This window comes from Streptomyces fumanus (genome assembly GCF_014655295.1).
GTDB lineage: Bacteria > Actinomycetota > Actinomycetes > Streptomycetales > Streptomycetaceae > Streptomyces > Streptomyces fumanus.
In genome coordinates this window covers 1-21,115 of record NZ_BNBI01000006.1, presented here as the reverse complement: position 1 = coordinate 21,115, position 21,115 = coordinate 1, and the positions used below count along the sequence as shown (strand labels likewise).

Here is a 21,115-nt window from a genome sequence, read left to right as displayed (position 1 = left end):
CGCCAGGAGCCCCCGACACGCGGGCGGCTCCGTCCGAGCCGCCCCGCACGGCGGCTCCGCAGACCGGAGAACCCGATGGACACCACCACAGAGAACCCCGCAGCCCCTCCAGCCCTCCAGCCGGCCGAGACGGACAAGGGCGCCGCCCGCGGCGCCAGCCGCCCCGGAGACCGCGTCTTCATCGGTCTCTCGCGCGGCTCCGGCATCTTCGTCCTGGTCCTGATGGCCGCCATCGCGGCCTTCCTGACGTACCGCGCCGTGCTCGCGCTCAGCAAGAACGAGGCGAACTTCTTCACCACCATGGAGTGGAACCCCAGCGGGGTACCGCCCCAGTTCGGCATCGCGGTGCTGGCCTTCGGCACCATCGTGTCGTCGGTCATCGCCATGGCCATCGCGGTCCCGATCGCGGTGGGCATCGCCCTGTTCATCACCCACTACGCCCCGCGCAAGCTGGGCGGCACCATCGCCTACGTCATCGACCTGCTCGCCGCCGTGCCGTCCATCGTCTACGGCCTGTGGGGCGCCCTGGTCCTCGTACCGCACCTGAACGGCCTGTACGGCTGGCTCGACGACTACTTCGGCTGGACCGGCCTCTTCGCGTGGGACGGCGGCCCGGCCCGCTCGCTGTTCACCGTCGGCATCCTGCTGGCGATCATGATCCTGCCGATCATCACCAACGTCAGCCGCGAGGTCTTCCGGCAGGTCCCGCGGATGCACGAGGAGGCGGCCCTCGCCCTCGGCGCCACGCGCTGGGAGGTCATCCGGATGTCGGTGCTGCCCTTCGGCCGCTCCGGCATCATCTCCGCCTCGATGCTCGGCCTCGGCCGCGCCCTCGGCGAGACGATGGCCGTGGCCATGGTCCTCTCCCCGACCTTCACCATCCAGGCCAGCCTGCTCGACGCGGGCGGCGGCACCTTCGCCCAGAACATCGCCAGCAAGTTCAACGAGGCCACCGAGATGGGCCGGGACGCGCTGATCGCCTCCGGTCTCGTCCTCTTCGTCATCACCCTGCTGGTCAACGGCGCGGCCCGGCTGATCATCGCCCGCCGCAAGGAGTACTCGGGGGCCAACGCATGAGCAACGCCAGCCTCACCGACAAGCGCCCGCCCAGCTCGCTGCGCGGCGCCACCCTGCCCAAGTGGTTCGCCTGGGCGGTCGCCGCCGGCGCGGTCCTGCTCGGCCTCGGCATCAGCTTCGCCGCCGGCCTGGACAGCTCCATCCAGTGGGCGCTGATCGCCGCCGTCCTGTTCGTGGCCGGCTCCTACGGCATATCCGCCAAGGTCGAGGGCCCGCGCCAGGCCAAGGACCGGGTCGCGACCAGCCTGGTCTGGGTCGCGTTCCTGATGGCCATCGTCCCGCTGGCCTCGCTGGCCTGGACCACCGTCAAGCGCGGCATCAAGGTCTTCGACGGCTACTTCCTCACCCACTCGATGGGCGTCGTCGCCGACACCGAGCCCGGCGGCGGCATCTACCACGCCATTCTCGGCACCGCCGAGCAGGTCGGCCTGGCCACCCTGATCTCCGTACCGATCGGCGTGCTGACCGCCATCTACCTGGTGGAGTACGGCCGCGGCCGGCTCGCCCAGGCCGTCACCTTCTTCGTCGACGTCATGACGGGCATCCCGTCGATCGTCGCCGGTCTGTTCATCCTCAGCCTGTGGATCCTGATCCTGGACATGGGCTACTCCGGCTTCGCCGGCTCGATGGCCCTGACCATCCTGATGATCCCGGTCGTCGTCCGCTCCACCGAGGAGATGCTCAAGCTCGTCCCCAACGAGCTGCGCGAGGCGTCCCTGGCGCTCGGCGTCCCCAAGTGGCGCACGATCCTGAAGGTGGTCCTGCCGACCTCCATCGGCGGCATCACCACCGGCATCATGCTGGCCGTGGCCCGCATCGCCGGTGAGACGGCCCCCGTGCTGCTGCTGGTCTGGGGCGCGAACTTCATCAACGCCAACCCCTTCAAGGACCCGCAGGCGTCGCTGCCGATGTACATCTATCTGCAGTTCACCAACAGCGGCGGCCAGGGCGCGGCGTACGACCGCGCCTGGGCGGCGGCCCTGACGCTCATCGCGTTCATCATGATCCTCAACCTGGTGGCCCGCGGCATCGCCCGCTGGAAGGCCCCCAAGACCGGTCGCTAAGGCCCTCGGACCCGACGAAAGAAGCAGTGATTCACATGGCCAAGCGCATCGACGTCAGCGGCCTCAACGCCTACTACGGCTCCTTCCTCGCCATCGAGGACATCTCGATGACCGTCGAGCCCCGCTCCGTGACGGCCTTCATCGGTCCCTCCGGCTGCGGCAAGTCCACCTTCCTGCGCACCCTGAACCGCATGCACGAGGTCACCCCCGGCGGCCGGGTCGACGGCAAGGTCATGCTGGACGACGAGAACCTGTACGGCCCCGGCATCGACCCCGTCGCCGTGCGGCGCGAGGTCGGCATGGTCTTCCAGCGCCCCAACCCCTTCCCCACCATGTCGGTCTACGACAACGTCGCGGCGGGCCTCCGGCTCAACGGCCGGTACAAGAAGTCGCAGCTCGACGACATCGTGGAGAAGTCCCTGAAGGGCGCCAACCTCTGGAACGAGGTCAAGGACCGCCTGAACAAGCCGGGCTCGGGCCTCTCCGGCGGCCAGCAGCAGCGGCTGTGCATCGCCCGCGCCATCGCGGTCGAGCCGAACGTCCTGCTCATGGACGAGCCCTGCTCCGCCCTGGACCCGATCTCCACCCTCGCCATCGAAGACCTGATCTGCGAGCTGAAGGAACGCTTCACGATCGTCATCGTGACGCACAACATGCAGCAGGCGGCGCGCGTCTCGGACCGCACCGCGTTCTTCAACCTCTCGGCGGTCGGGCAGCCCGGCAAGCTGATCGAGATCGACGAGACGGAGCGGATCTTCTCCAACCCGTCGGTGCAGGCCACGGAGGACTACATCTCCGGCCGCTTCGGCTGATCCCCGGTCTCCTCGCGGTGCTGCATGGCGGTGCCACCGCGAGGCCGAACGGGCCCGCCCCCGATCCGGGGGCGGGCCCGTCTTCTCGTCCTACGGCACCGGCGGCACCGGCGGCCCCTGGGCCGCGCGGCAGCCCCCGCTACAGCACCGCCAGCTTCACGACCCAGAAGGACAGCGCCGCCACCACCGCCGCCGCCGGCATGGTGATGAACCAGCCCAGGATGATGTTCTTGGCGACGCCCCAGCGCACGGCGTTCACCCGCTTCGTCGCCCCCACGCCCATGATCGCCGAGGTGATCACATGCGTGGTCGAGATCGGCGCGTGGAACAGGAACGCCGTGGTGAACATGATCGACGCGCCCGTCGTCTCCGCCGCGAACCCCTGCGGCGGGTCCAGCTCGATGATCTTGCGTCCCAGCGTGCGCATGATCCGCCAGCCACCGGCGTACGTGCCCAGCGACAGCATCAGCGCGCAGACGATCTTCACCCAGACCGGGATCGGGTCCCCGTAGTCCTCGACATCGGCGATGACCAGCGCCATCACCACGATGCCCATCGTCTTCTGCGCGTCCTGCAGACCGTGCCCGAGCGCCATCCCGGCCGCCGACACCGTCTGCGCGATCCGGAACCCCCGCTTGGCCTTGTGCGGGTTGGACCGCCGGAACAGCCACATGATCGCCGTCATCACCAGATAGCCGGCGACCAGCCCGACCACCGGCGACACGAACATCGGTACGACGATCTTGTCGACGACCCCGTGCCAGTACACGGTCGTCCCGCCGGCCAGCGCCGCGCCCACCATGCCGCCGAACAGCGCGTGCGAGGAGGACGAGGGCAGCCCGAAGTACCAGGTGACGAGGTTCCAGACGATCGCCCCGATCAGCGCGGCGAAGAGGATCCCCATCCCCGTCGAGCCCTCGGGCGTCTCGATCAGACCCTCGCTGACGGTCTTGGCGACCCCGGAGCCGAGGAACGCGCCGGCGAGGTTCATCACGGCGGCCATCGCGAGCGCCGCCCGCGGGGTGAGCGCCCGCGTCGAGACGGAGGTCGCGATGGCGTTGGCCGAGTCGTGGAAACCGTTGGTGTACGTGAAGAAGAGCGCGACCGCGATGGTCACGACGAGCGCGAAGGTGTCCATGGCGTGGGCTCAGGACTCCTTGACGGCGATGGTCTCCACCGTGTTCGCCACGTGCTCGAACGCGTCGGCCGCTTCCTCCAGCACGTCCACGATCTGCTTCAGCTTCAGCACCTCGATGGCGTCGTACTTGCCGTTGAAGAGGTGGGCGAGCAGCTTGCGGTGGATCTGGTCCGCCTGGTTCTCCAGCCGGTTGACCTCGATCCAGTACTCGGTGAGGTTGTCCATGGTGCGGAGGTTCGGCATGGCCTCCGCGGTCAGCTCGGCGGCCCGGGCCAGTACCTCGATCTGCTGCTCGACGCCCTTGGGCAGTTCCTCGACGTTGTAGAGGACGACGAGGTCGACGGCCTCTTCCATGAAGTCCATGATGTCGTCGAGGGAGGACGCGAGGCTGTAGATGTCCTCGCGGTCGAACGGCGTGATGAACGAGGAGTTCAACTGGTGGAAGATCGCGTGCGTGGCGTCGTCACCGGCGTGTTCGGCGGCCCGCATACGCTCTGCGATCTCGGCCCGGGCGGATGCGTCCGCCCCGAGCAGTTCCATCAGGAGTTTCGAGCCCGTGACGATGTTGTCCGCGGATGCGGCGAACATGTCGTAGAAGCTCGTCTCCCTGGGGGTCAGACGAAAGCGCACGTGGGGTCCTCGGGGTGCATCGGTTTCGGTCAGGCTGATGCTAGGCGCATCATCCGGCCACGGCTAACGGGCCGTCCCCCAGTGTCGCCCATCAGGCACAGTGATGAGCAGGGGGGCGACCCGGGGCCCGGCTCCGGACGCGGCGCACAGCATTGGCCAAGGGGCCTCTACCCAAGAAAGTTCAGTACCATATACCCAGTAGGGGTATATCGGGGCGATCTGTCTCACAGGAGGACGCGATGACGACCAGCGAGGCCGGCGCGAGTGCGCCCTCCGCCGCCGTGGAGGCGGACGGGACGGACGTGGTGACCGACCACGACCGCGGGGTGCACGGCTACCACAAACAGAAGGACGAGCACCTCAAGCGGCTGCGCCGGATCGAGGGCCAGATCCGCGGCCTGCAGCGGATGGTCGACGAGGACGTCTACTGCATCGACATACTCACCCAGGTCTCCGCCTCCACCAAGGCCCTGCAGTCCTTCGCCCTGCAGTTGCTGGAGGAGCACCTGCGGCACTGCGTCGCCGACGCGGCGGTCAAGGGCGGCGCCGAGATCGACGCCAAGGTCGAGGAGGCCACCAAGGCGATCGGCCGGCTGCTGCGGACCTGAGATCCCGGCGGTCTCAGCCGGCGGCGCGCGTGGCGCGTTCTCGCTCCTCCGCCACGCGCAGTACCTCGTCGATGCTCTCCAGGCTGAGCCGCTCCCGCGCGGCGGAGGCCGCGATGATCAGCTCCCCGCACAGTTCGATCTCGGCGAGGGCCACGTGGTCCTGAACTGCCGTACCGCCGACCGGAGCCACGTGCGTCACCTCTTCTCTGCCGTCACCGACTTCCTAGGGTAGGCAGCGGTCTACGCACCGCGCATGGCACGGACGGGCTAGTCCTCACCGCCCGGCTCGTCGGCGATCTTCCCGGCGTAGATGTCGTCCTCGGCCGGAAGCCGTACGGTGACGGGGACGCCGAAGTCGTACAGCAGCGTGGTGGAGGTGACCGCGACGGTGTCGCCGCGCTGGCCGTTGACGAAGCTGAAGCGGTGCCGGAGCTTGCGGATCCGGCCGTCGTCGTCCAGGTAGACGTCGAACGGCACCTCGGCGGTGGCGAACCCTTTCGCCGCCGCCCGCAGCGACCGGCCGGCCGCGCCCCCGGCCGCCCGCGCCGCCCGGCCCAGGTCGGCGGTGCCCCGGTAGTGCCGCACCGGCGTCCCCGCGACCTCGGTCCGCCCCACGTACGCCGCCGTCCGCGTGCCGCGCAGCACCTGGGCGGCGACATAGGGGTCGGTGGCCCCGCCGGTCACCAGGTTCCCGTCGGACAGCGCCCCCGTCTCGACCCTGACCCACTTGTCGGCGGGCACCCCGGCGCCCCGGTTCTTCATGTAGAGCGCGCCGGGCGCCAGCAGCTCGGTGATCGGCTTGCGGTCACGGGTGCCGGCCGGGTCCTGCGGCAGCAGCACCTTGAGCCGGCCGACACCCTCCCCGAAGTCGTAGACCCCCTCGCCCCGGATGGTCACCCGGGTCCCGCCGCTGGCCATCTCCATCGCGGTCCGCGCCTCGGCGCTCCCGGCCGCCACCAGCTTCCCGGCCGCGCCGCGCACCTCCCCGGCGGCCTGCGCCCCCGGCGCCTCCTGCGCTCCCTGCGCGGACGCCCCGCTCCCCGAGCAGCCGCACACGGCCCATCCCCCACAGGCCATGACGAAGCCCACCGCCGCGCCCGCCTTCCGGAGCTGCCGCTGTCGCCTTGCCATCGCCTGCCTACCCCCAGCCGTCGCCTCCGCCCGGTTAACGACGTGCGGGTGACGCCGGTAACGTGGTGGCGTGTCGCAGCAGGACGGTCTTGAAACCCCCCGGGAAGCCCCGGACCACCGCACGACCACGGTCGAACGAGGCCCCTTCTGCCTGGCCCGCTGCACCTGCGGCTGGCAGGGCCCGGCCCGCCGAGCCAGAAGCCAGGCCAGAACGGACGCGGCCACCCACACGAACCCATAACGCCCCGCCGGACTCCGCCCCGCCCACGCCGGGCCGCGCCCACCTGCCGCCGACCCGCGCCCACGCCGCGCCACGCGCACCTGTCGCCGACCCGCGCCACACCGCGGGCAATCGTGCCGCCAAGGGCGGCACGGGTGGGCGCGGCGGCACCCCGCCCACGCCGGGCCGCGCCCCCGACCCCGCCCGCCAACCCCGCGCACCGCACCGCGCCACACCGCGGGCAATCGTGCCGCCAAGGGCGGCACGGGTGGGCGCGGCGGCACCCCGCCCGCGCCGGGCCGCGCCCCCGACCCCGCCCGCCAACCCCGCGCACCGCACCGCGCCACACCGCGGGCAATCGTGCCGCCAAGGGCGGCACGGGTGGGCGCGGCGGCACCCCGCCCACGCCGGGCCGCGCCCCCAACCCCCCACCCACGCCCCGCACTCCACCAGCACCGGCCGATGGAACCCCCACCCCCCAACCCCCCGTCTCGTCTCACGAACCCCCACCGGGAGGCGAGGCACCCATGAACCGACGCACCTTCATCCGCACCACCACAGCCGCCACCCTCACCACCACAGCAACAGCCGCCTGCACCACGGACAGCAACAGCGCCGACAACAAACCCTCCCCCACCAACCCCAGCCGCCCCCGTAGAACCACCCGCACCTCCAACCCCCCACCCTGGCCCTCCCTCGCCGGGGACCTCGACGGCCGGCTCCTCCTCCCCGACGCCCCCGCCTGGCCCACCGCCCACCGCCTCTACAACACCCGCTTCGACACCCTCCGCCCCACCGCCATCGCCTACGTCGCCCACGCCGACGACATCCGCACCACCCTCGCCTACGCCCGCGCCCACCACCTCCGCACCGCGATCCGCAACGGCGGCCACTCCTACGCCGGCTGGTCCTCCGGCAACGACCGCCTGATCATCGACGTATCGGCGCTGTCCCGCGTCCGGGCCACCGCCTCCGAGGCCGTCATCGGCGCCGGCGCCAAACTCATCGACGTCTACCGCGCCCTGGCGAAGAAGGGCGTCACCCTCCCCGCCGGCTCCTGCCCCACCGTCGGCATCTCCGGCCTCACCCTCGGCGGCGGCCACGGCGTCGTCTCCCGCGCCTACGGCCTGACCTGCGACAGCCTCACCCAGGCCACCCTGATCACCGCCGACGGCAAGCAGCTCACCGCCAACGCCGAGGACCACCCCGACCTGTTCTGGGCCCTGCGCGGCGCCGGCAACGGCAACTTCGGCGTCGTCACCGAGCTGCGCTTCCGCACCCACCCCGCCCCCCAGGCCGTCACGGGCTACCTGACCTGGCCCTGGTCCAGGGCGTCCGCCGTGCTCCGCGCCTGGCAGGAGTGGGGCCCGGCCCAGCCCGACGAGATCTGGTCCGCGCTGCACCTGGAGTCGGCCGGCGCCACCCCCACCGTCTCCGTCAGCGTCTTCTCCCTCGGCACCTACGGCGAACTCCAGAACGCCGTCGACCGCCTCGCCGACCGGATCGGCGCCTCCGCCGCCTCCGTATCGCTGCGGCGCCGTACGTACGAGGAGTCGATGGAGATGTACGCCGGCTGCGCGTCCTTCTCCTCCGACGCCCAGTGCCACCTGCCCGGCACCACCCCGGGCCGCTCACCCAAGGGCGCGCTGCGCCGCGAGACCTACGCCGCCCGCTCGGACTTCTACGACCGCTCCCTGTCCGCCGCCGGCGTCCGCGCCCTGCTGGCCCAGCTCCGCTCGGTGCGCGGCGGCACCGGCAGCGTCGCGCTCACCGCGCTGGGCGGCGCGGTCAACCGGGTCGCCCCCACGGCCACCGCCTTCGTCCACCGCCGTTCCCGTTTCCTCGCCCAGTACCTGGTCTCCTGGCGGCCCGGCACCAGCGGCGCCACCGCCCGGTCCTGGCTGGCCGACGCCCACCGCGCGATGCGCCCGTACGCCTCGGGCGCCGCCTACCAGAACTACACCGACCCGGACCTGACGGACTGGCGGACGGCGTACTACGGCGACGCGGCGCCGGAACTGACGAAGGTGAAGAAACGGTACGACCCGAACCGTTTCTTCACCTTCCCGCAAGCCCTCTGACCGGCCGGCCCAGGGACCGGCGGCCGGCCGCTACGCCGCCAGGTCCCGCTCCTCCGGGTCCGCGGCCCGCTGCTCGTGCCGCGCCCCGGGGAGCACGGCGTCCCGGTTCCCGTACGGGGACCGGCCCCGCGCGCTGACCAGCCACCCCGCCCGCGGCGACCGCTCGACCGCCCGGACCACCGGCGTCAGCAGGGCCATGGCGACCGGCGACAGCAGCAGCGCGACCGCCGTGCCGAGCGCGAACCCGCCGACCACGTCGGTGGGGTAGTGCACGCCCATGTAGACCCGGCAGAACCCGCCGAGCAGCGCGAGCACGATCCCGGCGATGCCGAACTTCCGGTTGGCGACGAACAGTCCGACGGCCATCGCCATGACGAGCGTGGCGTGGTCGCTGACGAACGAGTAGTCGTTCTTGCCGTCGACCAGGACCTCCAGGCCCTGGTGGGTCTTGAACGGCCGGGGCCGCTCCACGAAACCCCGTATCGGCACGTTGATCAGGACCGCGACGCCGGCCGCGAGCGGCGCCCACAGGAGCGCGGCCACCGATGTCGCCGCATCCTCGCCGCCCCGCCGCCGCACGGTCCACCAGCAGGCGAGCACCAGCAGCACGATGGCGAACAGCAGCCCGTACTCACCGGTGAACTCCATCACCCGGTCGAACCAGTGCGGCGCGTCCTTGGCCAGGCCATTGATGTCGTAGAGCAGGTCGACGTCGGGGTTCGACCCGGATTCGGCGAGTCCAGCCATGGTGCTGCGGCCCCTTCGTCATGTCGTCCGGCACGCCCTTTGCGCGTGCCGCTCGGCCACCCCCGTGGTGTGTAGATCCGCTCGGCCCCTGTTCGGCTCGCACACCTACGCCAACAGGAACGCACGGTCCCCGTTGATACGTTCCACCCTCCACCGAATGATCACGCAGACGTTATCGAAGAGAAACACGTTGTCGCAGCTCAGGGGGTGGGTTAACGCTCTGTTCAGACAGCGCTGGGGAGCGCTTTCGCGCCATCTTCGGTCACGCGCGTGGCCCCGAAATAATCGGGGGTGTCGATCGGGTCGAACCGGATCACCGCACCCGTGTACGGCGCATTGATCATGTATCCGCCGCCCACATAGATACCCACATGCCGGATGGCCCGCGAATTGGTCAGATCGTCCGAGAAGAATACGAGATCGCCGGGGAGCAGTTCGTCCCGCCCGGGGTGCGGTCCCGCGTTGTACTGGTCGTTGGCGACCCGCGGCAGCTTGATCCCCACGCTCTCGTACGCGGCCTTGGTCAGCCCCGAACAGTCGAAGCGTCCGCCCTGGTCAGCGGTGCCGTTGCCGCCCCAGAGGTAGGGCGTGCCGAGCTTGTCCTGGGCGTACGCGATGGCCCCGGCGGCCTGCTTGGAGGGGTCCACCCGCGTGGTGGGCGCCGCGAAGCTCTCCGCGAGCGTCGTGATCCGCTTGACGTAGTTCCGGGTCTCCTCGTACGGCGGCACGCCCCCGTACTTGATCACCGCGTACGCCCCCGCGTTGTAGGAGGCGAGCATGTTTTCGGTCGGATTCCCGGGGACGTCCTTCACGTACTTGGCGAGCGAGCAGTCGTAGGAGGCCGCCGAGGGGATCGCGTCGTTCGGGTCCCACACGTCCCGGTCCCCGTCCCCGTCCCCGTCGATGCCGTGCGTGGCCCAGGTGCCGGGGATGAACTGCGCTATCCCCTGCGCCGCCGCCGCGCTCTGCGCCCTGGGGTTGAAGCCGCTCTCCTGGTAGAGCTGGGCGGCGAGCAGCGCGGGGTTGATGGCCGGGCAGAGGTTGCCCCACTTCAGCACGAGCGGCTGGTACGCGGCCGGAACCGCGCCCTTGGCCAGCGTCTTGGACCCGCCGCCGGTGCCGCCGCCCGAGAGGTTCCCGGCGACCAGGTAGACGCCGACGACGAGCAGCATCACGAACGCCAGACCCGAGCCCACGGCGGCGCCCGCCACGATCCACGCCTTACGCACCGTCAACCGCCCCTCACCGCCCGGGAGTCGTAGCCGGACTCAGTGTAGAGGCGTCCCCCCGATCATGGGGTGATCACACGTCACGTCCCGGGCCCGCGCGGAGTAGCCTGCACGGGGGACCCGACCGACCCGACCGCGCACGAAGACATGAGAAGACGTAACGACGGAACCACGCCACAGGTTTCGCACCGGCCTCGTTGCCCGGCGTGACCTGCCGTGATACACAGAGTGACCATACGATCCCACGCATACCGGGGCCACGCCTGGCAGAGCGGCCCGGCGCGAACCGGTGGCAAGGTATTCGTACGAAACCCGCCAATCAATGACGCCAAGTCGACATCCGACAGCGTCATTGTCAGCGACAATGAGGCTCGACCTCTGCATGCCCGCAGAGGATGCGGAACTACCCACCAGGGGCGGTGACTTACATGCTCTTTGCGGCCGACAAGGGAGACATCAACACCATCATCGGCGGTATCGCTCCGGACTGGGGCCCCTTCGGGGCGCTGGGCACCGAGGCGAAGACGATGGTCCAGGTCGTCATGGCGGTCGCCATCCTGCTCTGCCTCGGCATCGCCATCTGGGGCGCCGCCAAGCAGCGCATCGGCGCCACCGCACTGCGCGACACCTTCAGCGCCGAACAGGGCAAGGGCCTGATCATCGCCGGTCTGACGGGTGTCTTCATCATCGGTTCACTGGGGACGCTGTTCACCATCGTCTACGGCATGGCCGTCTGACCGGGCCGGGCACGCCCGGTCGCTCCGCTCCCCTCCCTCCCACCCGCCCGTCGTGCCCACCGGCTGAGGTTGCGTTTCCCTGATGTCCAGTCACCACACCGCGCCCGCGCGGGAACCAGCACGGCTACCGTCGTACTGCAACGGTCCGGGGTGTCAGGTCCCGCACGACGTCGAGGGGCGGTACGCGCAATGAGTCTCGGAGACGAGCACACGGGCCAGACCCGCACGCGCTACCCCGACGGCGACGGCACCCCCCGCCGCCCCTCCCGCTCCCCCTCCCGGAGCCTGATCACGGTCGTCGGCGTCGTCGTCCTCCTCATCGCCGCGATCGCCTTCGCGAACCGCGGCGACGACGACTCCCCCACCACGACCGGAACCACCGACAAACCAGAAACATCGGCCACGGCTCCGACCGGGGAACGACCCTCGGGGTCGGGTTTCGCGCACGACGAGCAGGGGGCGCAGAGCGCGGCGGCCAATTACGCCGTGACGCTGGTGTCCGCCGACATCGTCAAGCCGGACCGCCGGGCCGAGATCGTCCGGCAGGTCTTCGTGCCCGAGAAGCAGGCCGCCCTGAAGGACCGCTTCGACAAGGCGTACAGCAAGGCATTCCTGAGCAGCATCGGCCTGGACGAGAAGGGTGACGCGACGGGCGGCAACACCTATGTCTCCCGCACGACCCCGATCGGCACCAAGGTCACGGACTCCTCCGGGACCACCACGACCGTCGAGGTCTGGTGCACCGGGGTGTTCGGCACGGCGGGCGAGAAGTCGACCAACCCGGTCAGCAGCGACTGGTTCACCATGACGCTCGGGATGCGCTGGACGGACGGCGACTGGAAGGTCGAGAGCTTCTCCCAGAAGGAGGGCCCCGCGCCCGTCCCCGGGGACAACAAGGCATCGAGCGCCGACGAGATGTCCAAGGCAGTCCAGGAGTACGGAGGGTTCTCTTATGCCCGGTAGCCCGCGCCGCGTACTCTCGGTCGCCGCCGCCGTCACCGCCGCGCAGACCGCGCTCGTCCTGCTGGCCACCCGCGCCACGGCCGCGCCCACGCCGTCGCCGACCCCGTCGGACGACGACTGCGACCTCATCCTCGGTCCCGCCAAGGACTACTGCGAACGCGGAGACGGCGGCGGCACCAGCGGCGGCGGCGGCTCCCTCACCCCCACCTCCGCCCTCGACCCCCTCTCCTCCCTCGCCAAGGGCTGTGCCGACGCCGCCTCCTGGACCGTCGACAAGCTGAGCGAGGCCGTGAAGGAGACCGCCAACGTCGACTTCACCAACCCGGCCTTCCGCCAGCAGTACGCCATCGTCTTCGCCGCGTCGACGATCCTCACCCTCCTGCTGTGGCTGCTGGCCGTCGCCAAGCGGGCCATCCGCGGCGTCCCGTTCACCACCGCCTTCTCCGAGGCCGTCGGCTTCCTGTGGCTGACCGTCCTCGCCTCGGCCTTCACCCCCCTGGTCCTCTACACCGTCGTCTCCGCCACCGACGGCGTCAGCGAGGTCCTCGCCAAGGCGACCGGCGACCAGACCGACACCTTCTTCGGCAACTTCTCCGAGGCCCTGGAGAAGGGCAACGACATCGGCGGCGGCCCGATCATGCTGATCCTGGTGTCGTTCGTGTCGATCGTCGCCGCCGGCGTGCTCTACCTGGAGCTCTACCTCCGCGCCGTCCTGCTCTACGTCGGCGCCCTGCTCGGCGTCGTCGTCTACGCCGGCCTGGTCGACAAGAACCTGTGGGGCCACGTCCGCCGCTGGGCGGGCATCATGATCGCAGTGATCATGGTCAAGCCCGTCATCGTCATCGTGCTCGGCCTCGCCGGCGCCCTGGCCAACGAGGACGGCCCGGACGCCCTCGCCGCCGTCGTCTCCGGCCTGGCCATCATCCTGCTGGCCATCTTCGCCTCCGCGATGATCTACCGCTTCGTCCCCGGCTTCGGCGACGAGATCGCCGGCTACCGCAACAACCGCCTCATGCAGGGCACCGAGAACAAGGCCGCCGCCGTCCTCAGCTCCCCGGCCAACCTCGTCGCCCAGGGCATCCGCACCCACAGCACCCGGCAGAACGGCGGCGGCGACGCCGGTGGCCGGCCCGCCTCCTCCTCCGCCACCCCCCGCCCCGCCAACCCGGCCTCCGGCGGCGTCGCCGCGCACAGCGCCCGCACCTCCAACGGCAGCGGAGCCGTCCCCTCCGCCGCACCCGCGCCGCGCTCCGCCAGCCCGGCGAACACGCCCCACGCCGGGAACAACCGCAACAGCAACAGCAGTACCAACCGCACGGGAGGTGAAGGGCGTTGACGACCGAGTCCCACGTGTCCCATCCGGTCACGCCCCGCCGTACATATCTGATCGGCCGCGCCCGGCCGAACGCGATCGTCGGCCGCAACCGCGAGACCGGCGAGATCGCGCTCATCGTCATCGGCGCGTTCCTCGGCATGATGTCCGGCCTTCTCGTCCCCGTCCTGGCCCTGCGCATCGTGCTGCTGGCCGGCTTCCCGATGCTCGCGCTGGCCGCGGTCTACGTGCCGTACAAGCACCGCACCTTCTACAAGTGGTTCGAGATCAACCGCAGCTACAAGCGCACCCTGCGCCGGGGCACCACCTACCGCTCCACCGCCGCCGAGGCCGGCACCCGGCTCGACGGACGCGAGGTCGAGATCGGCCCGCCGCCCGGCATCGGCCGCATCACCTGGCTCTCCGCCCCGTTCGGCCCCGACGAGATCGCCGTCCTGCTGCACGCCGACCGCAAGACGGTCACCGCCGCCATCGAGATCGAGGGCCCCGGCGTCGGCCTGCGCGACTCCGAGGACCAGGAGGCCCTGGTCGACCGCTTCGGCACCCTGCTCAAGCACGTGGCCAACGGCGACGGCTTCGTCACCCGCCTGCAGATGCTCGCCCGCACCCTGCCCGCCGACCCCGACGCGCACGCCAAGGACGTCGCCGTCCGCGGCGACGAGAAGTCCCCGCCGTGGCTGCGGCAGTCGTACGACCAGTTGCTGTCGATGGTGTCCACCAGCAGCGAGCAGCACCGCGCCTACCTGGTCGCCTGCATGCACTACACCCGCGAGCTGGCCGCCGAGGCGCACGCCATGGCCCGCGCCAGCCGCACCCAGGGCGGCCGCAGGCTGGACCGCGACGGCGGCCTCGCCGTCGTCATGGCGCGCGAGCTGACCGACATCTGCTCCCGCCTCCAGGAGGCCGACATCCGCGTCCGCCAGCCGCTCGGCCAGAGCCGGCTCGCCTCCCTCATCCACTCCATGTACGACCCGGACCACCCGATCGACCACATCCAGGCGATGACCCAGCGCAACGCCTGGCCGGCCGAGCTGGACGCCATGGAGCCCACCTACCTCCAGGCCAAGACCCGCGAGTCCGCCACCCGCGCCCCCTGGTGCCACGCCACCGCCTGGGTGAAGGAGTGGCCGATGACCCCGGTCGGCGTCAACTTCCTCGCCCCGCTCCTCGTCCACACCCCGGACGTCATCCGCACCGTCGCCGTCACGATGGACCTGGAACCCACCGAGGTCGCCATCGAGCGGATGCTCACCGAGAAGACCAACGACGTGGCCGAGGCGTCCCGCGCCGCCAAGATGAACCGCACCGTCGACCCCCGTGACCTGGCCGCCCACAACCGGCTCGACCAGCGCGGCGAGGACCTCGCCAGCGGCGCGGCCGGCGTCAACCTGGTCGGCTACATCACCGTCTCCTCCCGCTCCCCCGAGGCGCTCGCCCGCGACAAGCGGACCATCCGGGCCTCGGCCGGAAAGTCGTACCTGAAACTGGAGTGGTGCGACCGCGAGCACCACCGCGCCTTCGTGAACACGCTTCCGTTCGCCACCGGCATCCGAAGGTAGGGGCTGAGCCTGATGCGGGACCCGCTGTCCGTCCTCACCGACGCCTTCACCTCCTTCCTCTTCGGGAAGGTCGAGACGACCCGCCTGCCCGTGCGCACCTCCACCGGCCAGGCCCAGGCGGTCTACCTGCCGACCGCCGCCCCCGGCCTCGGCGACTCCGGCGTGATCATCGGCCGCGAGGTGTACTCCGGCAAGGGCTACATCTACGACCCCTTCCAGCTCTACGGCCAGCAGCTCCCGGCCCCCCACTGGCTGGTCCTCGGGGAGTCCGGCAACGGCAAGTCCGCGCTGGAGAAGACGTACGTCCTGCGCCAGTTGCGGTTCAAGGACCGCCAGGTCGTCGTCCTGGACGCACAGGGCGAGGACGGCGTCGGCGAGTGGAACCTGATCGCCCAGGAACTGGGCATAACGCCCATCCGCCTCGACCCGATGGCCGCCCTGGACCACGGCATCCGCCTCAATCCCCTCGACCCGTCGATCACCACCACGGGCCAGTTGGCGCTGCTCCGCACCATCATCGAGGTCGCGATGGGCCACGGCCTGGACGAGCGCTCCGGCTTCGCCCTCAAGGTCGCCCACGCCTACGTCAACGAGACCGTCGTGGAACGCCAGCCGGTACTGACCGACATCGTCGAGCAGTTGCGGCACCCCGAGCCGGAGTCGGCGGAGGCGATGAACGTCGACATAGACGACGTACGCGCCTGGGGCCTGGACGTCGCCCTGGTCCTGGACCGGCTGGTCGACGGTGACCTGCGGGGCATGTTCGACGGCCCCACCACGGTCGGCATCGACCTGGACGCGCCCCTCATCGTCTTCGACCTGTCCCACATCGACCGCAACTCCATCGCCATGCCCATCCTCATGGCGATCGTCGGTGTGTGGCTGGAGCACACCTGGATCCGCCCCGACCGGAAGAAGCGCATCTTCCTGGTCGAGGAGGCGTGGCACATCATCAACAGCCCGTTCGTGGCCCAGCTCTTCCAGCGGCTGCTGAAGTTCGGCCGGCGGCTCGGCCTGTCCTTCGTCGCCGTCGTCCACCACCTGTCCGACGTGGTCGACGGGGCGGCCGCCAAGGAGGCCGCGGCGATCCTGAAGATGGCGTCCACCAGGACGATCTACGCCCAGAAGGCCGACGAGGCCCGAGCGACCGGCCGGGTCCTGGGCCTGCCGCGCTGGGCCGTGGAGATCATCCCGACCCTCACCCCGGGCATCGCCGTCTGGGACGTCAACGGCAATGTGCAGGTCGTCAAGCACCTGATCACCGAGACCGAACGCCCCCTGGTCTTCACCGACCGGGCGATGACCGAGTCCTCCGCCGACTTCGCCGACGACGCCCTGCGCGCCGCCGAACGGGAGGCGGAGGAGCGGGCGGCGGCCTTCGTGGAGCAGCACCTGGGCGACTCGTCGGAATCGACGGTGGCGTAGCGGGACGGGGAGGACGTACGGATGAGACCGGACGACCGGCAGCGGGCCGGCCAGGGCGGCGGCATCCCCGACGGTCTGCTCGTCGGGGTCCTCGGCTTCCTGCTCGGCGTGACCGTCCTGGTGTGGACGGCGACCGGCCTGGCCGCGCTGTTCGCCCACGGCGCCTGGCCCGACGCCGTGACCTTCACCCGCACGCCCCAGGCCATGCGCCACCTCGTCGCCCACCCCCACGACATCCCCGGCGCCTGGCCCGACGCCGACCCGGCCCGGCTCTCCGGCTACGGCCTCTTCTGGGGCCTGCTCATCGGCCAGCTCATGATCCTGGGCGTGCTGGCCGTCTTCGTGATGAGCACCCTGGCCCGGTGGCGGGCGGTACGCAGACGGGGGCGGGAGGCGTCGGCGCGGCCCATGGAGACCTTGGCGCAGGCGCCCCAGTCCCCGCAGTCCCCGGCCCAGGTGCCACAGTCCCCGCAGGCGCCGGCCCAGGTCCCGGAGGCGTCGGCTCAGCTCCCGCAGGCGCCGGCCGGAACCCCCCAGTCACCGGTCAACACGCCCCAGGCCCCCGCAGTCCCTCTCCAGGAGACCGTCCCACCCCCGAGGGCCACCGACCCGCAACCGACCCCGGCCGCCCCGGTGGAGGCTCTCCCCACCACCCCGCCCGTCGCCGCACCCCCGCTCGGATGGCAGACACCAGGCCCCCGCCCCGAAGGCACCATCCGCTACGGCCCCCGCGCAACCCACCAGCACACCGCCACCCAGGCCGTACAGGACGCCGAGGGCCCCGCCCTGGTCATCACCTCGGCCCCCGCCCTCTGGCAGGAGACGAAGGACGCCCGGGCCAAGCTGGGCCCCACCCACCTCTACGACCCCACCCACCTCTGCGACACCCCGAACCGCCTCCACTGGTCCCCCACCACCGGCTGCGCGGACAAGGAGACGGCCGCCGCCAGGGCCACCGCCCTGCTCACCCCCGTACGCCCCACGGCCAGGCTCGACCAGGCGGTCACCCACACCGCGGAGACCCTCCTGCGCAGCTATCTCCACGCCGCCGCGCTGGACGCCCGTACGATCCGGCACGTCCACCGCTGGTCCCAGGGCACCCAGGTGCAGGACGCCGTACGCATCCTCCGTACGCACCCCAAGGCCGCCCCCGGCGCCGCCGGTGAGCTGGAGGCCGCCCTCACCGCGCATCCGGAGCGCCGGGACATGGCCCACCAGTTGACCAACCGGGCCCTGGCCGCCCTCTCCACGGTCAACATCCGCGAGTCCTGCACCCCGCACCGAAATGACGCCCTCGCCCTGGATTCCTTCATCCAGGAAGGGGGAACGCTGTACGTGGTAGGTGAACCCATCGAGGACCCCAGGACCGCCCCGGGGGCGATGCCCCTCCTGACGGCCCTCGTCTCCAGCGTGGTCGAGCACGGCCGGCGCATGGCCGCACGGTCATCCTCCGGTCGGCTCGACCCACCACTGACGCTCGTCCTGGACGACGTCGCCGCCGTGGCCCCGCTGCCCCAACTGCCGGAGCTGCTCGCCTCGGGAGCCGGCCAGGGCCTGCCGACCCTGGCCCTGCTCCGCTCCCGCGAGCAGGCCCGCGCCCGCTGGCCGCACGCGGAACTACCCGTCTAGCGGCGCCCGTTCCAGCACGTACTCCAGCTCGATCTTCCCGGGCGTCGACGCCAGCGGCACCGTCACCCCGCTGGGCACGAACCCGACCTTGCGGTACAGCCCCTGCGCCCGCGCGTTGTCCTCGTGCACGAACAGCCGGGCGCGCTCCACGCCCCGCTCCCACGCCCAGTCCAGCCCGGCGGCGAACAGCGCCTTGATCAGCCCGCTGCCCCGCCACTCGGGCCGGACGAACACGCCGACGAGGTGCCCCTGCCGGCGCGTCACGGGCAGCCCGGCCCAGTCCGTGCTCCCGGGCTCCTCGATCAGCACGGACACCGTGCCGAGCCAGGCCCCGCCCGGTCCCTCGGCGATGATCTGCCGCACCCGCTCCGAGCCCTCGGCGGCGTTGGCCGCCCGCTCCTGCCAGAAGGAGTCCGGCCGGGCCTCGGCCTGCTCGTAGGTGTCCAGGAAGGCGATGGGCGCGGCGGGGTCCCGCAGCATGCGCAGCGCCAGCTCCCGCACCGCGGTCCACTCCTCGGCGCGGACCGGACGTATCACGTAGTCACCAGGGGGCGAGGCACTCGCACGGCCACTCATGCCGCTCACCGTAATACCCCGGTACTACGCTCCTCACCTCATATACGGCTCCCCGCCGACGCCCGCCGCCCCCGCCCGGCCCGATCATGGTCAGGTGGACCAGGAACGGGCGGCCGAGCCCCTCACCGAGTACGTCCAGCGCGTCAACCGCGGCATCCGCGCGTTCGACCGCCGCCGTCCCTTCGTCTGGGACCTGCACTTCACCGGCTTCTGGGTGGCGGCCGCCCTCATCGACTACAGCGGCGGCGGCTGGCGCACCATCGCCCACGACCCCCATCTGCCCGGCCCGCTCGTCCTCGCCCTGAGCCTGGGCCTGTCCGTCCCGCTGTTCTGGCGCCGGCGCCACCCCCGCGCCGCCCTCCTCGCCACCGCGCCGGTCGCCCTGCTGAACGCCTGGTCCGGCGCCTCGCTCCAGGCGGCCCTACTCCAACTGGTCCTCGTCCACCACATCGCGCTGCGCCTGCCGCTGCGCAACCTGTGGTGGGCGACGGCGGTCATGACGGCCCCGGTCTGCGTCACGATCGTCCGGTACGGGGACGACGCGGGGCCCTGGAACCAGCAGCTCGGGTCCATGGTGCTCTCCATCGGCGTCGCCGCGCTGATCGGCGTCACGGTCCGCACCCGGCGCGACTACACCGCGGCCCTGGAGGACCGCGCCCGCCGCCTGGAGGTCGAACGCGACCAGCAGGCCCGGCTCGCCGCCGCCGCCGAACGCGCCCGCATCGCCCGCGAGATGCACGACATCATCGGCCACAACCTCTCCGTCATCACCGGACTCGCCGACGGCGGCAAGTACGCGGCGGCCAAGTCCCCGGACCGCGCCGCCCAGGCCCTGGACGCCATCGGCAGCACCAGCCGCCAGGCCCTCGGCGAACTCCGCCGCCTGCTCGACGTCCTCCGCGAGGACCGGCCCGAGGAGGCCCGCCGCACCCCGCAGCCCGCCCTCGCCGACCTCGACCGCCTGCTCGACGGCGTCCGCGCGGCCGGCCTGCCGGTCCGTACGACGGTCAAGGGGCGCCCCGCCCTCGCCCCCGGCCGCCAGTTGGCCGTCTACCGCGTCATCCAGGAAGCCCTCACCAACACCCTGAAACACGCCGGCCCCGCCGCCACCGCCCACATAGACCTCGTCTACGGTGACGGCGGCGCCGTCACCCTCACCGTGACCGACACCGGCCGCGGCGGGCCCCTCGACGCCCCGACCGACGGCCGCGGCCTCCCCGGAATGCGGGAGCGGACGGCCCTGTACGGCGGCACACTTGAGGCCGGTCCCCGTCCCCGGCCCGAACAGGGCTGGCGCGTCCGTCTTCACCTCCCGGAGGAACCCCCGCAGTGACCACCGTGCTCATCGCCGACGATCAGCCCCTGCAGCGTCTCGGTTTCCGGATGCTCCTGGAGAGCCAGGACGACATGACGGTCCTCGGCGAGGCGGCCGACGGCAGCGAGGCCGTCCGCATGACGGCGGAACTCCGCCCCGACGTGGTCCTCATGGACGTCCGCATGCCGGGCCTGGACGGCATCGAGGCGACCCGCCGCATCACCGCCGCCGGCGACCGCACCCGCGTGCTCATCCTCACGACGTTCGACCTCGATGAGTACGCCTACGCGGGCCTGCGCGCGGGCGCCTCCGGTTTCCTGGTCAAGGATGCCCAGCCGCAGGAGCTGCTCTCCGGCATCCAAGCGGTCGCGACCGGCGACGCGGTGGTCGCCCCGGCCCTGACCCGCCGTCTGCTGGATGCCTACGTCCACCACTTGCCGGCCCCCGGCCCCGAGAACACCTACCTGCCGCCGGACCCCCGTCTCGCCTCCCTCACGGACCGCGAACGCGAGATCCTCACCGTCATCGGCAAGGGCTGGACCAACACGGAGATAGCGGCCCGCCTCCACCTGGCCGAGTCCACGGTGAAAACCCACGTGGGCCGCATCCTCGCCAAGACCGGCTCCAGGGACCGCGTCCAGGCGGTCATCCTGGCCTATGACACGGGTCTGGTGAATCCGTCCTGAAACGGCCCTGGAACGCAGAAAAACCCCGCACCGGAAGGTGCGGGGTTTTCCCTTGAATAATTGTTCGGCGGCGTCCTACTCTCCCACAGGGTCCCCCCTGCAGTACCATCGGCGCTGTAAGGCTTAGCTTCCGGGTTCGGAATGTAACCGGGCGT

Annotated in this window: 20 protein-coding genes and 1 rRNA gene; 13 read left to right on the top strand and 8 right to left on the bottom strand. The window is 71.3% G+C overall.

Annotation, left to right across the window (positions count from 1 at the left end; translation table 11 throughout):
• The first annotated feature begins 75 nt into the window (after positions 1 to 75).
• The 3 genes from pstC to pstB are packed head-to-tail and all read left to right on the top strand — an operon-like array spanning position 76 to position 2,953.
• Positions 76 to 1,077: a phosphate ABC transporter permease subunit PstC gene (gene pstC / locus IE316_RS14230; RefSeq protein ID WP_190204677.1), complete on the top strand. Its 1,002-nt coding sequence runs from the start codon at positions 76 to 78 to the stop codon at positions 1,075 to 1,077.
• Positions 1,074 to 2,141 carry a phosphate ABC transporter permease PstA gene (gene pstA, locus IE316_RS14225; protein WP_190204676.1) on the top strand — a complete coding sequence of 356 codons (1,068 nt, stop codon included), beginning with the start codon at positions 1,074 to 1,076 and terminating at the stop codon, positions 2,139 to 2,141. Before pstC ends, pstA begins: the two co-directional genes overlap by 4 nt.
• 35 nt (positions 2,142 to 2,176) lie before the next feature.
• The gene (pstB, locus tag IE316_RS14220; RefSeq protein WP_190204675.1) at positions 2,177 to 2,953 is read left to right on the top strand and encodes a phosphate ABC transporter ATP-binding protein PstB; all 777 of its coding nucleotides are present in this window, start codon (positions 2,177 to 2,179) and stop codon (positions 2,951 to 2,953) included.
• 139 nt (positions 2,954 to 3,092) lie between these two features.
• Here pstB and IE316_RS14215 read toward each other — a convergent pair whose 3' ends face one another.
• Together IE316_RS14215 and IE316_RS14210 are read right to left on the bottom strand one after the other, a co-directional pair.
• A complete protein-coding gene (locus tag IE316_RS14215; RefSeq protein ID WP_190204674.1) occupies positions 3,093 to 4,091 on the bottom strand; it encodes an inorganic phosphate transporter in 999 nt (332 codons plus the stop codon).
• A 9-nt stretch (positions 4,092 to 4,100) separates the two neighbouring features.
• On the bottom strand, positions 4,101 to 4,721 hold the full coding sequence (locus IE316_RS14210; RefSeq protein WP_009326469.1) for a DUF47 domain-containing protein: 621 nt from the start codon (positions 4,719 to 4,721) through the stop codon (positions 4,101 to 4,103).
• Positions 4,722 to 4,960: 239 nt separating this feature from the next.
• Here IE316_RS14210 and IE316_RS14205 point away from each other — a divergent pair, with 239 nt between their 5' ends.
• Positions 4,961 to 5,329, top strand: a complete 369-nt coding sequence (locus tag IE316_RS14205) for a metal-sensitive transcriptional regulator (protein ID WP_190204673.1) — start codon at positions 4,961 to 4,963, stop codon at positions 5,327 to 5,329.
• Between the two features lie 13 nt (positions 5,330 to 5,342).
• On the opposite strand, the gene IE316_RS14200 is transcribed toward IE316_RS14205, so the two are convergent.
• Both IE316_RS14200 and IE316_RS14195 read right to left on the bottom strand, forming a co-directional pair.
• Positions 5,343 to 5,528 carry a hypothetical protein gene (locus IE316_RS14200; RefSeq protein WP_190204672.1) on the bottom strand — a complete coding sequence of 62 codons (186 nt, stop codon included), beginning with the start codon at positions 5,526 to 5,528 and terminating at the stop codon, positions 5,343 to 5,345.
• 68 nt (positions 5,529 to 5,596) lie between these two features.
• Positions 5,597 to 6,460 (bottom strand): SCO4651 family lipoprotein, encoded by an 864-nt coding sequence (locus IE316_RS14195; protein ID WP_229910394.1) that lies wholly within the window; start codon positions 6,458 to 6,460, stop codon positions 5,597 to 5,599.
• Positions 6,461 to 7,207: 747 nt separating this feature from the next.
• On the opposite strand from IE316_RS14195, the gene IE316_RS14190 reads away from it, so the two are divergent.
• Entirely contained in the window at positions 7,208 to 8,761 is a 1,554-nt protein-coding gene (locus IE316_RS14190; protein ID WP_190204671.1) for an FAD-binding oxidoreductase, read from the top strand.
• Between the two features lie 30 nt (positions 8,762 to 8,791).
• Here the strand turns inward: IE316_RS14190 and IE316_RS14185 are convergent, their stop codons facing one another.
• On the bottom strand, positions 8,792 to 9,508 hold the full coding sequence (locus tag IE316_RS14185; RefSeq protein ID WP_190204670.1) for a phosphatase PAP2 family protein: 717 nt from the start codon (positions 9,506 to 9,508) through the stop codon (positions 8,792 to 8,794).
• Positions 9,509 to 9,732: 224 nt separating this feature from the next.
• Positions 9,733 to 10,680 (bottom strand): C40 family peptidase, encoded by a 948-nt coding sequence (locus IE316_RS14180; protein ID WP_373311214.1) that lies wholly within the window; start codon positions 10,678 to 10,680, stop codon positions 9,733 to 9,735.
• Positions 10,681 to 11,165: 485 nt separating this feature from the next.
• On the opposite strand from IE316_RS14180, the gene IE316_RS14175 reads away from it, so the two are divergent.
• The 6 genes from IE316_RS14175 (at position 11,166) to IE316_RS14150 (ending at position 18,383) form a co-directional block, all read left to right on the top strand.
• Positions 11,166 to 11,474, top strand: coding sequence for a DUF8827 family protein (locus IE316_RS14175; RefSeq protein WP_190204669.1), 309 nt, complete (start codon positions 11,166 to 11,168; stop codon positions 11,472 to 11,474).
• Positions 11,475 to 11,663: 189 nt separating this feature from the next.
• Positions 11,664 to 12,437, top strand: coding sequence for a DUF8175 domain-containg protein (locus IE316_RS14170; protein WP_190204668.1), 774 nt, complete (start codon positions 11,664 to 11,666; stop codon positions 12,435 to 12,437).
• Positions 12,427 to 13,773, top strand: coding sequence for a hypothetical protein (locus tag IE316_RS14165; protein ID WP_190204667.1), 1,347 nt, complete (start codon positions 12,427 to 12,429; stop codon positions 13,771 to 13,773). Before IE316_RS14170 ends, IE316_RS14165 begins: the two co-directional genes overlap by 11 nt.
• Entirely contained in the window at positions 13,770 to 15,329 is a 1,560-nt protein-coding gene (locus IE316_RS14160) for an SCO6880 family protein (RefSeq protein ID WP_190204666.1), read from the top strand. The genes IE316_RS14165 and IE316_RS14160 overlap by 4 nt, the downstream gene beginning before the upstream one ends.
• Before the next feature lie 12 nt (positions 15,330 to 15,341).
• Positions 15,342 to 16,754: an ATP-binding protein gene (locus IE316_RS14155; protein WP_190204665.1), complete on the top strand. Its 1,413-nt coding sequence runs from the start codon at positions 15,342 to 15,344 to the stop codon at positions 16,752 to 16,754.
• A gap of 21 nt (positions 16,755 to 16,775) precedes the next feature.
• A complete protein-coding gene (locus IE316_RS14150) occupies positions 16,776 to 18,383 on the top strand; it encodes a type IV secretory system conjugative DNA transfer family protein (protein ID WP_190204664.1) in 1,608 nt (535 codons plus the stop codon).
• On the opposite strand, the gene IE316_RS14145 is transcribed toward IE316_RS14150, so the two are convergent.
• The gene (locus IE316_RS14145) at positions 18,372 to 18,959 is read right to left on the bottom strand and encodes a GNAT family N-acetyltransferase (RefSeq protein WP_190204663.1); all 588 of its coding nucleotides are present in this window, start codon (positions 18,957 to 18,959) and stop codon (positions 18,372 to 18,374) included. The genes IE316_RS14150 and IE316_RS14145 overlap by 12 nt on opposite strands.
• On the opposite strand from IE316_RS14145, the gene IE316_RS14140 reads away from it, so the two are divergent.
• Positions 18,958 to 20,292: a sensor histidine kinase gene (locus IE316_RS14140; protein WP_190204662.1), complete on the top strand. Its 1,335-nt coding sequence runs from the start codon at positions 18,958 to 18,960 to the stop codon at positions 20,290 to 20,292. The two genes, IE316_RS14145 and IE316_RS14140, sit on opposite strands and share 2 nt — an antisense overlap.
• A complete protein-coding gene (locus IE316_RS14135; protein ID WP_190204661.1) occupies positions 20,289 to 20,960 on the top strand; it encodes a response regulator in 672 nt (223 codons plus the stop codon). Before IE316_RS14140 ends, IE316_RS14135 begins: the two co-directional genes overlap by 4 nt.
• Before the next feature lie 62 nt (positions 20,961 to 21,022).
• Here the strand turns inward: IE316_RS14135 and rrf are convergent.
• A 5S ribosomal RNA gene (gene rrf, locus IE316_RS14130) occupies positions 21,023 to 21,115 on the bottom strand; the annotation flags it as partial.

Coding starts and splice junctions, on each gene's coding strand:
- IE316_RS14140 (WP_190204662.1), top strand. CDS start 18,958: ATGCCGCTCACCGTAATACCCCGGTACTACGCTCCTCACCTCATATAC.
- pstA (WP_190204676.1), top strand. CDS start 1,074: ATGAGCAACGCCAGCCTCACCGACAAGCGCCCGCCCAGCTCGCTGCGC.
- IE316_RS14175 (WP_190204669.1), top strand. CDS start 11,166: ATGCTCTTTGCGGCCGACAAGGGAGACATCAACACCATCATCGGCGGT.
- IE316_RS14165 (WP_190204667.1), top strand. CDS start 12,427: ATGCCCGGTAGCCCGCGCCGCGTACTCTCGGTCGCCGCCGCCGTCACC.
- pstC (WP_190204677.1), top strand. CDS start 76: ATGGACACCACCACAGAGAACCCCGCAGCCCCTCCAGCCCTCCAGCCG.
- IE316_RS14155 (WP_190204665.1), top strand. CDS start 15,342: ATGCGGGACCCGCTGTCCGTCCTCACCGACGCCTTCACCTCCTTCCTC.
- IE316_RS14190 (WP_190204671.1), top strand. CDS start 7,208: ATGAACCGACGCACCTTCATCCGCACCACCACAGCCGCCACCCTCACC.
- IE316_RS14205 (WP_190204673.1), top strand. CDS start 4,961: ATGACGACCAGCGAGGCCGGCGCGAGTGCGCCCTCCGCCGCCGTGGAG.
- IE316_RS14170 (WP_190204668.1), top strand. CDS start 11,664: ATGAGTCTCGGAGACGAGCACACGGGCCAGACCCGCACGCGCTACCCC.
- IE316_RS14180 (WP_373311214.1), bottom strand. CDS start 10,680: ATGCTGCTCGTCGTCGGCGTCTACCTGGTCGCCGGGAACCTCTCGGGC.
- IE316_RS14185 (WP_190204670.1), bottom strand. CDS start 9,508: ATGGCTGGACTCGCCGAATCCGGGTCGAACCCCGACGTCGACCTGCTC.
- IE316_RS14215 (WP_190204674.1), bottom strand. CDS start 4,091: ATGGACACCTTCGCGCTCGTCGTGACCATCGCGGTCGCGCTCTTCTTC.
- pstB (WP_190204675.1), top strand. CDS start 2,177: ATGGCCAAGCGCATCGACGTCAGCGGCCTCAACGCCTACTACGGCTCC.
- IE316_RS14145 (WP_190204663.1), bottom strand. CDS start 18,959: ATGAGTGGCCGTGCGAGTGCCTCGCCCCCTGGTGACTACGTGATACGT.
- IE316_RS14195 (WP_229910394.1), bottom strand. CDS start 6,460: ATGGCAAGGCGACAGCGGCAGCTCCGGAAGGCGGGCGCGGCGGTGGGC.
- IE316_RS14150 (WP_190204664.1), top strand. CDS start 16,776: ATGAGACCGGACGACCGGCAGCGGGCCGGCCAGGGCGGCGGCATCCCC.